This is a genomic window from Corynebacterium tapiri, from assembly GCF_006334925.1.
Lineage (GTDB): Bacteria > Actinomycetota > Actinomycetes > Mycobacteriales > Mycobacteriaceae > Corynebacterium > Corynebacterium tapiri.
Genome location: NZ_VDHJ01000007.1, coordinates 73,291 through 88,299, shown reverse-complemented (window position 1 = coordinate 88,299; position 15,009 = coordinate 73,291). Strand labels below are relative to the sequence as shown.

Annotated in this window: 16 protein-coding genes; 2 read left to right on the top strand and 14 right to left on the bottom strand. The window is 60.1% G+C overall.

Going from position 1 to position 15,009, the window contains the following annotated elements; translation table 11 throughout:
* Window positions 1-89: 89 nt before the first annotated feature.
* From FHE74_RS05955 to FHE74_RS05945, 4 genes are all read right to left on the bottom strand, one after another.
* Window positions 90-509, bottom strand: coding sequence for a VOC family protein (locus FHE74_RS05955; RefSeq protein WP_139465593.1), 420 nt, complete (start codon window positions 507-509; stop codon window positions 90-92).
* Between the two features lie 33 nt (window positions 510-542).
* Window positions 543-1,670 (bottom strand): aminotransferase class I/II-fold pyridoxal phosphate-dependent enzyme, encoded by a 1,128-nt coding sequence (locus tag FHE74_RS05950; protein WP_139465592.1) that lies wholly within the window; start codon window positions 1,668-1,670, stop codon window positions 543-545.
* A gap of 109 nt (window positions 1,671-1,779) precedes the next feature.
* The gene (locus FHE74_RS10655) at window positions 1,780-1,947 is read right to left on the bottom strand and encodes a hypothetical protein (protein WP_180339694.1); all 168 of its coding nucleotides are present in this window, start codon (window positions 1,945-1,947) and stop codon (window positions 1,780-1,782) included.
* Entirely contained in the window at window positions 1,948-2,658 is a 711-nt protein-coding gene (locus tag FHE74_RS05945; protein WP_139465591.1) for a YceI family protein, read from the bottom strand.
* A 446-nt stretch (window positions 2,659-3,104) separates the two neighbouring features.
* Here FHE74_RS05945 and FHE74_RS05935 point away from each other — a divergent pair, with 446 nt between their 5' ends.
* Window positions 3,105-3,485 (top strand): RNA polymerase-binding protein RbpA, encoded by a 381-nt coding sequence (locus tag FHE74_RS05935; RefSeq protein ID WP_139465589.1) that lies wholly within the window; start codon window positions 3,105-3,107, stop codon window positions 3,483-3,485.
* 77 nt (window positions 3,486-3,562) lie between these two features.
* On the opposite strand, the gene FHE74_RS05930 is transcribed toward FHE74_RS05935, so the two are convergent.
* From FHE74_RS05930 to FHE74_RS05915, 4 genes are read right to left on the bottom strand one after another with little or no spacing between them, the layout of a single operon-like run.
* On the bottom strand, window positions 3,563-4,450 hold the full coding sequence (locus FHE74_RS05930; protein ID WP_139465588.1) for a polyprenol monophosphomannose synthase: 888 nt from the start codon (window positions 4,448-4,450) through the stop codon (window positions 3,563-3,565).
* A gap of 5 nt (window positions 4,451-4,455) precedes the next feature.
* Window positions 4,456-5,928, bottom strand: a complete 1,473-nt coding sequence (gene lnt / locus FHE74_RS05925) for an apolipoprotein N-acyltransferase (protein WP_139465587.1) — start codon at window positions 5,926-5,928, stop codon at window positions 4,456-4,458.
* A 3-nt stretch (window positions 5,929-5,931) separates the two neighbouring features.
* The gene (locus FHE74_RS05920; protein ID WP_180339693.1) at window positions 5,932-6,369 is read right to left on the bottom strand and encodes an FxsA family protein; all 438 of its coding nucleotides are present in this window, start codon (window positions 6,367-6,369) and stop codon (window positions 5,932-5,934) included.
* 10 nt (window positions 6,370-6,379) lie between these two features.
* Window positions 6,380-7,585: a lipase family protein gene (locus FHE74_RS05915; RefSeq protein WP_139465585.1), complete on the bottom strand. Its 1,206-nt coding sequence runs from the start codon at window positions 7,583-7,585 to the stop codon at window positions 6,380-6,382.
* Between the two features lie 28 nt (window positions 7,586-7,613).
* On the opposite strand from FHE74_RS05915, the gene FHE74_RS05910 reads away from it, so the two are divergent.
* Window positions 7,614-8,507, top strand: a complete 894-nt coding sequence (locus tag FHE74_RS05910) for a hypothetical protein (RefSeq protein WP_139465584.1) — start codon at window positions 7,614-7,616, stop codon at window positions 8,505-8,507.
* On the opposite strand, the gene FHE74_RS05905 is transcribed toward FHE74_RS05910, so the two are convergent.
* Genes FHE74_RS05905 through tatA form a run of 6 tightly spaced genes read right to left on the bottom strand, consistent with a single transcriptional unit; the run spans window position 8,492 to window position 15,004 of the window.
* Complete coding sequence (locus FHE74_RS05905; RefSeq protein ID WP_139465583.1) at window positions 8,492-9,193, bottom strand: SDR family oxidoreductase; 702 nt, start codon at window positions 9,191-9,193, stop codon at window positions 8,492-8,494. The two genes, FHE74_RS05910 and FHE74_RS05905, sit on opposite strands and share 16 nt — an antisense overlap.
* Window positions 9,190-9,963, bottom strand: a complete 774-nt coding sequence (gene ygiD / locus FHE74_RS05900; protein WP_139465582.1) for a 4,5-DOPA-extradiol-dioxygenase — start codon at window positions 9,961-9,963, stop codon at window positions 9,190-9,192. The genes FHE74_RS05905 and ygiD overlap by 4 nt, the downstream gene beginning before the upstream one ends.
* Window positions 9,964-9,972: 9 nt before the next feature.
* On the bottom strand, window positions 9,973-11,040 hold the full coding sequence (locus FHE74_RS05895) for a M24 family metallopeptidase (RefSeq protein ID WP_139465581.1): 1,068 nt from the start codon (window positions 11,038-11,040) through the stop codon (window positions 9,973-9,975).
* A gap of 30 nt (window positions 11,041-11,070) precedes the next feature.
* Window positions 11,071-13,713 carry a DEAD/DEAH box helicase gene (locus FHE74_RS05890; protein WP_139465580.1) on the bottom strand — a complete coding sequence of 881 codons (2,643 nt, stop codon included), beginning with the start codon at window positions 13,711-13,713 and terminating at the stop codon, window positions 11,071-11,073.
* A 5-nt stretch (window positions 13,714-13,718) separates the two neighbouring features.
* Window positions 13,719-14,684 carry a twin-arginine translocase subunit TatC gene (tatC, locus tag FHE74_RS05885; protein WP_246049205.1) on the bottom strand — a complete coding sequence of 322 codons (966 nt, stop codon included), beginning with the start codon at window positions 14,682-14,684 and terminating at the stop codon, window positions 13,719-13,721.
* A 26-nt stretch (window positions 14,685-14,710) separates the two neighbouring features.
* Window positions 14,711-15,004 (bottom strand): Sec-independent protein translocase subunit TatA, encoded by a 294-nt coding sequence (gene tatA / locus FHE74_RS05880; RefSeq protein ID WP_139465579.1) that lies wholly within the window; start codon window positions 15,002-15,004, stop codon window positions 14,711-14,713.
* Window positions 15,005-15,009 lie beyond the last annotated feature (5 nt).

The window sequence follows — 15,009 nt, the reverse complement described above, 5'->3', positions numbered from 1 at the left end:
GTTAAGACGAGTATCCTAGCCCATGAGACGCGCGTATCACAATATGAGAAAAGGGCTGCGGAATAATCCGCAGCCCCGGGCGAAATTCCCTAGTCTTCAATGTTGAAGTACCAGGACAGGCCGTACTTGTCGTTGACGATTCCGAAATGAGCGCCCCACGGGGCACGCTCGAGGGGCATGGCTACCTCGCCGTCAGCGGCGAGAGCATTGAAATAGGTGGTGTACCGCTCGGCGTGGGCGGAGTTAGTAACCAGCGAAAGCTGAATGGCATCACCGTACGTCGGTGTCTTGCCTGGTTGGCCGTCTGAGGCGAAGAGCATTGGCTCGCCGTCAACGGTCAGCTCGCCGTGCATCACCTTGTCCAGATGGTCTTCTCCGACCTGTTCTGCGGTCATCAGATCGCGAAATACTGAGATAGTCGTGCTTCCGCCAAAAATGTCGGCGTAGAACTCGAGGGCCTCTTTGGTCCGGCCATTGAAGTCGATGTAGGGAATTGGGTGGAGGGCCATGGGAGTCCTTTCGGTGGGGGGATGTCCACTCGATTATGTAGGATTTTTCTGTAGAGCGTCCTTAACGGCGCTGATGAAGTCGTCTATATCGCCAGCGGAATGATCGGCCATAACGGTTGCGCGAATGATCGCCTTCCCTTTGGTAACGGTGGGGTATCGAATTGCTGGCGCTATAAAGCCGTGGTCAGAGAGGTAATTCGCTACCGATAGTGCACGTTGCTCACTGCCAATGTGAATGGGAATGATCGGGGCTTGCCCAGTGGGTGCGTCGAGACCCGAGCGCAAGTGTGCGACATTGCGGTGCAGGCGAGTAATTCGTTCCTGTCCTTCGGCAGATCTTAGGATGCGCACGGCTGCGAGTGTCGCCGCAATGACGGGAGCGGGGTTAGAGGTAGTGAAAACGTACGGGCGACCCTGATTACGCAAGATTTCTGCCTGGGTATGGTCGCACGCCACAAATGCCCCTTCAGATCCGAGAGCTTTGCTGGCGGTGCCGATAAGAATGTCGGGTGCTCGGCCGCTGTCGATGAGCGGTGCGCAGCAGCCACGCCCGTCGAAAAGCGTACCGATGCCATGGGCATCGTCCACGACGAGCATCGCGTCGTGATTCTCTCGGACCGTACTCAGGTGGTCTACGTCGGCGACAGTCCCGTCCATGGAAAACACTCCATCGGTCACGATGAGAGAAGGTTGAGGGGGTAGCTTGCCGAGCTGTCGGTGTGGGTAGACCTTGACGTCAGCGCGGGCGAGGCGGCATCCATCAATGAGGCTGGCGTGGTTGCGTTCGTCAGATGATATCGTCACTGACGAATCTCCGAATGTGCTCAACACCGCGAGATTGGCTATGAAACCGGAGCTGAAGAGGACGCAATCCTCGTAACCAAGCCATTCGGCGATTTCCGCCTCGAGTTCGCGGTGTAGGTCGAGGGTGCCGGTGGTGAGGCGGGAACCGCCTGATCCGCATCCATATCGGTCCAGGGCTCGGTGGGCTGCCTCCACAAGTTTCGGGTGCGTGCTTAGGGAGAGGTAGTTGGAAGAAGCGAAGAGGAATCCGTCTTTGACGTGCGGGTCCTGCGCGGAAGAAAACGTGTGTGGGTAACGGCGAAGACCGGCGTTATCCCAGGCGATGAGTCGCTCGCTAAGGCGCTGGCGGAAGTTCATTCCATCAGCTTAGGGGGGGACGGGGTCTAGCCTGGGCCCGTTTTTAAAATGACATAATGTACATTATCGGACAATGAACAAAGTGCTGGGTATCACGCCTGAGTTGGTGCTACTGAGCTTCCTGGCGGTCTTGACGTCGATACAGCGTCACGAGCTGCCAGGCTGTAAGCAGCCCTAACAGCGCGGCGATCCCCAAGAAGATCCATGCTCGATCGATCGCCATCACAATCATGAGCACCACGATGGCTGCCAGGCGCAGCCACACCGCGATCTTCATCTAGGACTCCTTCTCAAAGGACAGCAAGATGTTGACCTCACCTTCGTCCGCGATCTTCGCGGCGATCATCTCGGGCGACTCCACGCCAAAGGAATTGCGATCCACGAGAAGGTCCCCGGAGACGATCAGCTTGTCGCCGTCGCGCAGGACCTGAAACTCGCCAATGACTGGCTCAGTGTGTCCCTTGATAGTCAGCTCACCCGTCAGCTCCACCATGCCCGGCTTTCCATCGGTCGGAACGGTAGACAGGTCCACAGGCTTAGTTACGCGGAATCGAGACTCAGGGTACTTCTCCGATTCGAAGAGCTTGTTACGAACATTTACGTCACGAACGTTTTTATCGGTGGTGATGGTATTCATGTCAACGGTTACTTCACCGGCCGTCAGCGTATCGTTCTCGACCAGAATTTCCCCCGACACGTCCTGAGTAGATCCGGAGGTCCGGCGAGCGTCGCTAGGCAAGAGCTCCTCGAACGTGAACCCAACCGAGGTGAAGTTTGGGTGCGATCCCCGAGCGACCTCCCACGTGCCGTTGAGTTCCGTCGAAGCCTCGTGGGCCTTCGTGGCGTCTAAGGGCTCAGTCTTCACGCCTGGTCCCAGAGCCAATGCGAAGATCACCGGTCCGATGGCCGCAGCGACCAAGCCGACGATCAGCACCACAAAAACGCTGATGACTACCTTGGGATTCAGCGACTCCAAAGCCTTCTTCATTTACCTCAACTTCTCCATCTTGCGTGCTAACGAGACTAGCTCGTCACACAGAACGCGCAGGTCATCCGACGATGCGCCCTCATCTGCGGCGGTGGCAATATCTTCTGCAGCGCAACGTAGTTCGAACAGACCATCGTGAAAGTCTCGCACCTTTTCAGGGCGCATGATAACTGCTTCCGGCGAGATCGAGGAACCAGCAAGGCGGGCCCTCTGCTCATATGCTCGCTGGCGACAGGCAGCTCGGCAGTACTTTCGAGGACGCCCGCGTGGGGACTCAGGTACTTCCCCGCCGCACCACTCACACGTTGCTCGATTCGCTGACACAGTAGAAAAGACTAGCCGACGGCATTTCCTACCGGGCACGGGAACACAGTCAACGATTGCAGCGTTATACTAAGGCGCTAGTGCTTGTAAAGCCCCCGCTTGTTGAGAGAGGATGATCGCGCATGGCAGATCGCGTGCTTCGTGGCAGCCGCATGGGAGCCGTCAGCTATGAGACGGACCGCGACCACGACCTGGCCCCGCGCCAGATGATCAAATACCGCACGCCGGACGGCGAAATCTTCGACGTCCCCTTCGCTGATGACGCGGAGATCCCCGAAGAGTGGATGTGCAAGAACGGCCAGCTTGGTGTTCTGGTTGAGGGTGAGGGCGTGGAATCCAAGCCCGTGAAGCCGCCGCGTACCCACTGGGACATGCTGTGCGAGCGTCGCACCATTGAAGAGCTGGATCAGCTCCTCGAGGAGCGTCTTGAGATCCTGCGCAAGCGTCGTCGCAATGCGGCAAAGTTGCTCAAGGAGCAGCAGGAAGCTCAGGCCCAGAGCTAAAGCGGGCCGCAAAGGTAAATAAAGCCCCGGTCAAGCGGAGAAAAGTCCGCTCGACCGGGGCTTTTTGCGTGGGTGGCTTAACGACGCTTCTTCAGCTCATACTCAATGAGCTCGCGAGTAGAGACTGCGAAGTCGCCGGCGTTGCGCAGCGACTGGGCGATGCGGGAAGGTACGCCCGGCAAGGAAGACTTACGGTACTGGTACATTCCCAGATCACCGAGCGCTACCGCCAGGTTACGGACCTGTTCGGTGCGGTGGGACACACCCCACTTGGTGACCTCAAGCAGTGAGTCCTTGACAAAAGATCCGTCGAGCTTGGACTCGCCGTATTCACGCTCCGTAAAGGTGATTGGAACCTCGCGCACATCAAAGCCATTCTGTACCGCGCGGAAGGCCATATCTACCTGGAAGATGTACCCGGCGTTGGATAGCTCGTCGAGGCCAATGGTCTCAAGAACCTCGCGACGCATCGCACGGTAGCCAGCGGTCATGTCGGACAAACCAGCGCCCAGAGCAGCAGAGATGTAAAGGTTGCCGCCCTTGGACAAAACGAAGCGCTGAGTAGGCCAGTTGACTACTTCCCCACCGTCGACATAGCGCGAGCCAATGACCATGTCGGCGCCTTCATCAATCTGGTCCAGAAGCCGGTGCAACTGCTCGGGAGCATGGGAGCCGTCGGCGTCCATCTCGACGAGCACGTCGTACTCTCGCTCCAGGCCCCATCGGAAACCTGCAAGGTACGCGCCCAGGAGTCCAGTCTTCTCGGTGCGGTGCAGAACGTGTACCCGCTCGTTCTCAGCAGCGAGCTTGTCGGCTGCTTCGCCAGTTCCGTCCGGGCTGGAGTCATCCACAATCAGAAGATCGACGGCGGTTGCCTCGAGCACGCGCTTGCTAATGCGAGGCAGGTTCTCGATCTCGTTGTAAGTGGGGATGATGACGAGGGTGGACTCGCTCGGGTTTGCCATGTGTCTTAATCCTTGATCCGTTTCCTATTGGCCACAAGTGCGATAAATGCCGTAAGGGCTCCCATGATAGTCAGGCCCCACTCCAGCAGCTGCCCGAAGTGTACCGCGGGTGTAACTGTGCTTTTGAGCGGGAGGGTCTCTACCAAGCTACCGGGCTCGAAAATTCCGGTTTGCTGGCTGACGCTGCCATCTGGATGCACAATCGCCGAGACCCCGGAAGTTGCGGCCACCACCACGGCACGATCGAGTTCGATGGCTCGCAGCCGGCTCATCGCGAGCTGTTGGTAGGTCATGTCGCTGAACCCGAAGGTCGCGTTGTTGGTGGGCGTAGCAAGAATCTGGGCTCCGTTCTCGACCGCTGTGCGATAGGAATCATCAACGATGACCTCGTAGCAGGTGGCTACGCCCACGCGGATTCCGTCCATAAGCACGGTGGAGTTCCCGGTTCCAGGCTTGAAGTCTCCCGCGAGATCCACATAGGAGGAAAACATGCGGAAGAAATCTCGCATAGGCATGTACTCGCCAAAGGGCTGCAGGTACTTCTTGTGGTGGAAGTCCCCCGCACCGGTCTCGGGGTCGAAGACTTGCATGGTGTTGCGCTCCCCGACCTCATCCTCTGTCAGCGTGCCGACGAGCACCGGAGCCCCAATGTCCTGCACGGCGGACTCAATTGTTGTGCGAGCTTGATCGTCGGCGAAGGGATTGACGTCAGACGAGTTTTCCGGCCAGATCACCAGATCTGGCTGTGCGCCTGCCTGGGCGAGCTGGTGGGTTACCCGCGCATGGTTGTTCAATACAGCTCGGCGCTGTGCGTTGAAATCAAGCCCCAATCGCGGAACATTGCCTTGGATCGCTGCGACGGTGGCCTCACCAGCAGTTTCCTCAGCCATTGAGCGATGAAAGACCCCGCTTGCGACCCCTGCCACCAGACAGAGGACCAGCGCTATTCCTCCAGCCTTGCGTGGTTTGCACAAGACGGCCACCAGTGCGCATCCAGCCAACGCCGCGCTAAAACTAACCAGGACCGGACCCCCTAACGCAGCCAGAGGCGCGAGGGGGCCGTCTATCTGGCCCCATGCCAGACGCAGCCAGGCAAAGCCGCCAAAGGGAAAGGAGCTACGCAGGTGCTCGACTGCGACATAGAGGAAGGGAAAGAGCACAAACCCATAGCGCCAACGCCCGATTGCCGTTCCCCCCAGGCCGGTGAGCAGCGCATAGATCGCACACGAGATGGCAAGCGCGACGTAGGGGAACCGCCCAACCAACTCACCGATCCATGGCAAGGTGAACAAATACATGGTGACGGCATGGACAAAGCCCAGAAGCGCTCCGAGACGCAGGCTGGGGCGTCGCCACACCAGCAAGAAATACAGAAGGCCTACCCCGATGATCCCCGCGGGCCACAGACCGTGTGGCTCGTAGGACAGGTAGGTAAGCCACCCGGAGAGGGCGGCCAAGGCAAGCTGAAGTGCGATCATTGTTTAGGCGCGGGGATCCTCGTCGATCACGAACGAGCCGTAGGAGGTGTGGCGCTGAGCCATGGGTGAGGCCGAGTAGGCGCGCGCACCGAAATCCTGCACCCGGCGGGTCAGCGAGTTCGCTGCGGACTTGCGAACGAGGCTGCGCGTGAAAGGAATGATCAGGAAGAACCCCGGGATGGCCGTGATAAAACCGGGGCTGGCAGCCAAGATTGTGCCCGCAAAGAGCAGGCCGATGTCACCTGCCAGCTGCCCCGGACCAATGCGACCCTGCGCGGCGCGGGCGCTTACGCGTCGAACCTGGCTCATGCCCGCCAGACCGCCGACAACCATGAGAGCAAAGAGGGCCAATAGGGCCCAGCCAATGCCGAGCCAAGTAGCAACGGCATAAAAGGCGACGGCTTCAATGGCGATGTAAAGAAAGACAAGTACGAGCGGCATGTTCGCCACGTTACCGGAGCTTGCCGAGCAGCCAGGAAGCATCCTCGGCAAGGTGGTAAAAATACGGCCCAAAGTGCCCCAGGCCGGTACGTCCTGGCAGGCGCGGACCGGTGCGTTCAACAAACTCGGTTGTAGGCCATTTCCGCGCGAGTTCGGCTGCCTGGTTGAAGGGAACAATATCGTCGTTACGCGAACCCCAGAGGCGCACCGGACACGAGGGTTGGTTCTCGGGCTTCTCCCCGACGACGCGACGCAGAATTTCGGCACGCGTGGCAGGTAGAAGATCTGCGAGTTCCCCCAGCGATTGGCCTGTGGTGGACCAACGGTTTGTCCTGCGCCAGCCTGAGGTAAGAAGCGATCCGGCCGTGCAGGTGGTGAGGTTTTCGGTGAGTTCGGCGAGGCCGTCGTCGGTAAGCACACCCACAATCTCAGCGCGAATTTTTGGGCTGGAGACCATCAATCCAGCCAGGGTGTAGGCGATGACTCCGGTGGCAAGTGAGCCATCCACGTGGTCGAGGACGTCGTCAAGGCGTATCGGGGGCGCGCCCACAACCGCAGCAGTTGGGTATTTCCCATCCCGATCAACGTCCTCCAGGTAGGCCGCGACGGTCGCGCCACCTTGGGAGAAGCCCCAGAGTCCCAATACGCCACGACAGCCCAGGGTGCGCGCTGCGGTGATGGCATCGCGCAGCGCGAGGGCTCCGGATTGATGATCACAGTACAGCTGGATTCCGCTCTTGGGGTCGCGCGGATAGTCGATGACTACCACGTCCGCGCCGGCGTCGAGGAGCCAGTTGATGGCAGGTTGTTCGTAGGCCGCGATGAGGTCGTCGGCGCCGGCCTGGCGAAGTCCCACCGTAGAGGTATATGAGGGATCGCAGTGCCTGGCTACGCCCTGTGTCGAGGGAGCGAAACCAATGAGCGGAGCGTTGGGCTGTCCGCAATGAAACAATGCTCCCGTGGCGCTGAGGAGTTGCCCGCGAGACGTTTCGGTGAGGTATTCCAGCTGCGTGGCCGACTCTCTCCTGCGCAATCCCACCGCTCGAACAGGTCGGGTGTGCACCAGATCCCCTGGCCTCCCGGAGGGCGAGCTGACGTAGCGGGAGGCGCCGGGGCCGGCGGGCTCCTCACGCAGGAAAGCACGCATCGAATGCACCACCATTGGTCCTAGCGTGCGGGCGGTCCGGGAGACGATTCCGGAGCGGAATGTGTGCATGCCTTTAGCCTAACTAGAATTGCCCACTATGGATTTGATCAGCTCCGCCGATGGTACGACTGCGCGAGTAGCCATTCCAGGTGGCAGGCTTAGCGCTAAAGAATGGGCTCACCTGGTGCGAATGGCGCAGGCTGGGGACGGCCGGTTGCATATCACGTCCCGGGGCAACGTCCAGATCCGTGGGGTCGACACGGCTGAGCTCGCCGAGCCAATGTGGCCGGAGGCTGCTGTCATCGCTTCGCCTCACTCCCCTGTCTGTGCCCAGTTGGCGCGTGAGGTAGCGAAGCGCTTGCCGGTGGGAGCTCCCCTCGTCGCGCTTGACGACGGCTCCGGGGACGCTCTTGGCCACGGCGCGGCACACGCCATGACCGTTCGCGGCGAGTGTGCGACGGTACACGGAGTATCCGGTGAGCTGAATCACTCGTCGGCTGTGGAGAGCCTAAGCCGGTTGGAAGGCGCTGCCGATTCTGCGCCGACGTCGCCGGTTCGTCTGGGGTGGATTGAGCAACCAGACGGGCGAGTCAGCATTGCTGGAATGCCCCCGTTAGGCACGCTAAGCGAGCAGATCATTCAGATGATCCAGGCGTTAGAAACGGACGTCAGCGTGACGCATACGCGCGCGATCGTCCTTCATGACCTGGAGGAGGGTGTGGCCGAGGCGGTGGTGCGCGTTCTGGCTCCGCTGGGCATTAGCTTTGATCAGAACAGCACGCTTTCCTTGGTCACTGCCTGCGTGGGCTCTGGCTGCAGGTTTAGTGTGAGTGACGTGCGTAGGGATGCACTGCAACTAGCGGCTACCGGAGTGGATGAGCGCACCCACTTCGTGGGTTGTTCCATCGGTTGTGGCCGGCCGCATGGCGCTTACGTGGACTATGAGGCCACTGGCGAGGGAGAATACGAGGTGTCTCAGCGCGGCATGTGACGCCAGATGGGGCGCGGCACAACACGCATGACTGCAGCCAGAACGGCTAGGCGGCGCGGGATCCAAATGGTCCCAGGCTTGCCCAAACGGTCGACGATGGCCTCGGCCACGTCGCGGGGGCGCACCGAAAGAGGCGCAGGGCTCATTCCCTCAGTCATGGACCCGATGACAAATCCGGGGCGGGCGATGTAGAGCTCGAGCTCGCTGCCGTGCAGCCGGTCAGCCAGGCCTTGGCAAAACGCATCCAGGCCAGCCTTGGTTGAGCCGTACACATAGTTGGCCCTGCGTGCGCGCCACCCGGCGATCGATGAGAAAGCAATGATTCGCCCGGAGATCATGGTGTCTGCCAGGACGGTCAGCATTGAGATCTGCGCCGTGTAGTCGACGGTGGCGATCTCTACTGCATGCGCTTCGTCGCTTTCCGCACGAGTCTGGTCCCCCAAGATGCCGAAAGCCACGATTGCGGTGGTGATGGGACCGGCCAGGCGCTCGGCCTCCTCCACAACTTGCCGGTGCGAGGCCAGATCCGTGGCCTCAAAGGCGATGCGATGCGAGCTGCGTGCCCGTTTAGGCTCCGGAATTGCCTCGGGGTTTCGGGCGGCGAGGACGACGTCCTCTCCCGGCGCTAATAGGTCGAGCAGCTGAGTGCCGATGTCACTGGTTGCGCCGAGGAGGAGAATGCTCATGCTGTTACACGGTACCCCGTCATCGACAGCGATCCCATCGTTCTTTCCTCGTTAAAGGTGGAAATGTCGGCAGATTCCGTTGCTGCCGACACACCCGCAACGTAGGCCAGCGGGAGGAAGTGATCCGGAGTCGGCACAGCGCGTTCGAACGCTTCGTGACTCATCAGAGCTGGTAGGCGCGACGGGTCGGTCACCATGATGTCGCGTGCTGCCTCATCGAAAGATTCGGCCCAGGAATAGCCCTGGTTCTCTGCGTGCCAGTCCATGAGTGAGAGATTGTGCACGACGTTTCCGGAGCCGACGATGAGCACGTTGTTGTCCGTCGCTAGCTTGGCCAGACGGGTCCCCAACGCCACGTGCTCCTCGAAGGGCTTGGTGGCATCGATGGAAACCTGGATTACCGGGATCTTTGCCTCGGGAAACATGTGTTTGAGCACGGACCACGTTCCGTGGTCCAGTCCCCACTCATGGTCAGAATGCACGAGTGTGGGCTTGGCTACATCCTTGACGAGCTCTGCAATCTCCGGATCACCAGGAGCCTCGTACTGGACTGCGTTGAGCTCAGCGGGAAAGCCCCAGAAGTCGTGGATCGTCTTCGGGTTGGTCATGGCAGTGACACCCGTGCCACGGGTGTACCAGTGGGCTGAAACGGAGACAATTGCGCGCGGAGCAAGCGATTGCCCGATGTTGTTCCAGGTACGGGTGAATTCGTTGTCCTGAATGGCGTTCATCGGGCTGCCGTGGCCGACAAAGAGCGCGGTAGTGTTCATGTCAACATACTAGCGCTTGGTTGGTTGAAGATTCAAGCGAATGGCCTCATCTGCTACCACGACGATGTCTTCGATCCGCACGCCCCACTCCCCTGGCACGTACACTCCAGGCTCAATAGAGAACGCCATGTTGCGGGCGATCTCCTGCTCATTGCCAGAAAGAAGGTAGGGCTCCTCGTGCGTTGACATACCAATGCCGTGGCCCAAACGGTGAGTGAAATACTCTCCAAGGCCGTAGCTTTCGATGATCTCGCGCGCTACCGCGTCGAGTTCTTCTGCGCGGATACCAGGGCGAACGGCGTCAATGGCCGCCCGGTAGGCCTTGTGCACAGCCTCATATGCGCGTTCAAACTCAGCAGGGGGATTTCCACCCGGGACAACGTGCGTACGGGTGCAGTCCGAGCGATATCCAGAGGGCATGCGCCCTCCCAAATCGATGACCACGGGATCGCCGGGTTGGAGCACTCGATCGGAGAAAGAATGGTGGGGATCCGCACCGTTGGGGCCCGAGCCAACGATGACGAAGTCGACCTCAACGTGCTCCTTCAGGATGAGTTCGTGCAGCTCGTCGGCGATTTCCCGCTCCGTACGACCTGCTCGTAGCAGCGCCGGAACCTGGGCGTGTACTGCGTCGATAGCCTCTGCGGCCTCCCGCAAAAAGGCAATTTCCTCATCCTCTTTGACCTGGAACAGTCCGGCCGGCAACAGACTGGTCTCCCCTGCGACGGCACGCTGGATGCCCAAAACGTGCGGTGCGCTGAGGGAGGATCCGAGCCCAATCTGGCCACGGCCCACGAGTTCCGCGACCATAGCGTATGGGTCTTGTCCGTCGCGGAAGCTCCTGATCTCCACATCCGAACCCACTTCGCGCTCCAACTGAGCCACATCGGTTATGGGGGCGATCACCACTGCCGAGCTAGCCGAAATAACCAGGGCAGTTAGTCGCTCATGCGAGCTGGTCCAGCTATTGATGAAGTAGGCCAGCTCCGGCCCGGTACCAACGACGAGTCCGCCCCATTCCTGGTTAGCGACGAGTTCCTGGGCGCGGCGAATACGTTCTGCAAACTTCTTTTCCATACCCGCCAGTGTAGGAGCACCGTAAAATGCTTAGGCACTTACCGCGACGACTCCGCGGGAGATCGCGCCGATAGCTTTGCGCGCGTTTCGACGTACCTCATCCGTGTAAGCAGTTTTAGCAACCTGCTCGAGCGCATCATTGAGCTGAAGGCAGGAACGGACAAAGTCTCCAGGAGTGAGCTCGGCGCCTCCGTGCGCCGCCGCTTGCAGGCAATACCCCAGTGGAGCACCGGCGGCCCACTGGTGCGCGGCAGTAGCAAAGGCCGGATCAGGTTCCCGGCTAAGTGGTAGCCGGTGGCGTCGTTCGTCTGAGGCCAACTCGCCCCAGACACGCTGGGTGTGGGTAATCGCTGCCGCCATTGCGTCGGTGGGGACATCAACCTCGCCTTCTGCCAGGGCCTTGCGGTTTTCGAATACACAAGTCGACACCGCGCCCGCGAGCTCCGCAGGGTCGAGATTGTCCCAAACCCCCCGCTTGAGGCATTGAGCGATGAGCAGGTCTGAGCCTGCGTGGATTCGCGCTAGCCTCTCCCCTTCCTCGGTGACCTGGTACTCGCCTGCTTCAACCTCGACATAATCCATCTCGCTGAGCAAACCGAGGATGCGGTCAAAGTGGGATCCGAGCGTGTCTTTGGCCCGAGAGACCGTGGCCTTGCGCGCGTCCAGGGTGGACTTTGCCTGGGAGTATTCCAGCGCCAGCCGGGCGAGTTCCTCCCGGTCCGAGACCGGCCACGCATGCACCGGGTGTTCCCGGATCTGATTCTTGATCTTGGAGGAGACGCGAGAACGAGCCTTCATCGACTTGGGGCGCTCGAAGTGTCCGCGGCGCAACTCTGCGGTAATCATGCGTGTATTACGCCGCGGGTGATTGCGCACGTTCTTGGGCACCCGAATGCGACCAATGGTGATCGGCGGGATTGCGATGCCACTGGCGTCGATCCGACCGGACCATCCCTTTTCAGTAGTGATCCAGGGGCGGGGGTCATGGGGCTGGGATGCTGGTGTGACCACCGCTGCGAGCTGGGGGCGCTTTGGCCCCGCTAGGGCAATCACATCACCCACCTGGAGCTTGCCCAGGACAGCCACGACCTCCTTCTTACGCTCGGTGCTGGCACGTTGCTTGGCTTCGCGCTCCTCTCGGCTGAGGCGTTGCCGCAGTTGCACGTAGTCCACGATGTCGGCACGGCCACCTGGGACGGCCAGTTCACGGATCCGGTTATCCAGGGCATCCTCTAGCGAGTCAACGACCTGGCTTTCCTTCTCTATCGCGCGTACGTCGCCGACCACGGAGGCGTCCGCCTGGAACTGTGCGAAGGACTTCTCAATCAAGCGCAGAGACTCTTCACGACCGTTCATCTTCACCATGTTGATCGCCATGTTGTATCCCGGGGCGAAAGTAGAAACCAAGGGATACGTCCTGGTCGAAGCCAATCCTGCCACCGCCCGGGGGTCGAGCGCGGGTGCCCACTGCACGACGGCATTACCCATGTGGTCGATGCCGCGTCGCCCAGCACGCCCAGTGAGCTGGGTGTATTGCCCTGGAGTGAGGTCGGCGTGAGTTTCTCCGTTGAACTTCACCAGCTTTTCCAACACGACGGTGCGCGCCGGCATGTTGATCCCCAAGGCCAGAGTTTCCGTGGCGAAAACTGCCTTGAGCAGGCCGCGAACAAAGAGCCTCTCGACGATGTGTCGAAAAGCAGGCAGCATGCCCGCGTGGTGAGCCGCGAACCCCCGCATAAGAGCTGCCCTCCACTGCGTAAAGCGCAGGACCTGCAGATCTTCCGGGTCAATGTCGGCGACTGCGTCGTCGACAAGCTCCTTAATTAATGCCGACTCCTCCGAGGTAGTGAGGACTAGCTGCGAGCGCAGGCACTGGAAGAGCGCGCCGTCGCAGCCTGCACGCGAAAAGATGAACGTGATGGCCGGCAGCATGTCCCGATCGCGCAACACGCTAATGACCTCGGGGCGGCCAAGGGGACGAAAACGATCTTCTGCACGTTCGACCCGTTCAATCTTGCTGAGCAACTGGCCGTTGACCCGGTCGCTGCCGGGCTCAAAGAGTTCGTAGACGCGTCGACCTACCATCATGTGCTGGTCGAGCGGAATGGGACGGTGATCAGATACGACGATGTCGGTGTCACCACGAACGGTCCGCAACCACTCGCCAAACTCCTCCGAGTTCGACACAGTCGCCGACAACCCGATCAGTTGGACGTGATCCTCCAATCCGAGGATCACCTCCTCCCACACAGCTCCCCGGTCTCGGTCAGCAAGGAAGTGGATCTCGTCCATCACCACATGCGTAAGGCGATCCAGAGACCCGGAGGACGCGTAGATCATGTTGCGCAAGACCTCGGTGGTCATGACCACGATCGGTGCGGAGGGGTTGATGGAAACATCCCCGGTAAGCAGCCCCACCGCGTCCTCGCCGTGATCCGTGACGAGATCATGGAACTTCTGATTGCTCAGTGCCTTAATCGGAGTGGTGTAAAAACACCGGGTTCCCTGGCGCAAAGCAACTGCGGCGGCAAACTCTCCCACGATCGTCTTACCTGCACCGGTTGGCGCGCAGACGAGCACAGAGCGCTCGTCTTGCACGCTACGGCAACCTTGGAGCTGGAAATCATCCAGCTCAAAAGACAAGTGAGATACGAACTCGTCGAGAAGGGACATGCCCTCTAGAGTACGTCGTCGAAGTTAGCCTTAGTCACCGGTGCCGTGGGATTAGCCGGCTCGATCGGTTCGGGCTGGTAGTCCAGCTCGGAGGCCTTCTCGTCGTCGAGGTCGGCAAGATCGTCGTCAAGCGAGACTCCCCTACGCTTGTCGTTCCACTTGCAGAATTGGAAGGCGAGCTCGATGAGTAGGCCAACGCTCGTGCCCAGTGCGAGCATGGAGAACGGATCGCCGCCTGGGCTAATGGGAGCTGCGATCACGTAGGTGATGACCCAAATGATCCGGCGCTTTCCGCGCACTGAGCGGTACTCCAGGATCCCCAGAATGTTGAGCATCACGATGATCAAGGGCACCTCGAAACAAGCGCCGAAGATCACCACGAAGGCCAGAACGAAGCCGTAATACTCCTTACCGGTGAGAGCCGCGACCTGGGCCTCTTCACCGATAGTAAGCAGGAAGTACAGGCCCATGTCGATGACGAAGTAGGCCATCACCGCGCCCGTGACAAAGAGGATGACGGCCAGGGAAACGAAGGTGAACGTCCACCGACGCTCGTTCTTATGCAAGCCAGGAGTGATAAATGCCCAGATCTGATACAGCCAGATGGGCGAGGACAAAATGATGCCCACCAGGGCGCTCACGCGCAGGCGAAGTAGGAACATCTCAAATGGACTCGTCGCCAATAGGCGGCATTCCCCATCACCGGTGAAGTCGGCGCGGAACTCTGGGGGCAGGCTGCAATAAGGCCCACGCATGATCTCTCCGAGCGGAGCAATCCCAGGAGGTGCGGTTTGATACCAGATAAAGCCCAATACTCCCGCTGCGAAGAACGCGAGTACCGAGTAGATGAGGCGGAGACGTAGCTCTTTAAGGTGCTCCACCAGGGGCATGTCCCCGGTGGGATTTGCTTTTCGACGCGCCCGGGCGCTCGGCGCCTTGGCAGCTGCCGATCGCGAACGTTTGGCAGACATAAAAGCAGCAGAACCCTACGTATTTCTTAGCGAGCCTGCGGGTTCTCGTTGTGCTGCTGCGGCTGGTAGCGCACTTCGGTCGTTGGGTTTGCCGGGCGGTTATCGATTGCGCGCGGCTGGTTCTCCGGACGGTCCCAGAAGTCCTCAGACTGTGCCTGAGGTGCAGCAGGCTTGTTCTCGTTGTTCATCTCCTTCATCTCCGACTTGAAGATGCGGGCGGAACGTCCCACGGAACGAGCCAGGTTAGGAAGCTTGGTAGCTCCGAAAAGAAGCAGGATGATCAGCAGGATCAGACCGATTTCCATAGGCCCGAGGTTCATGAGTT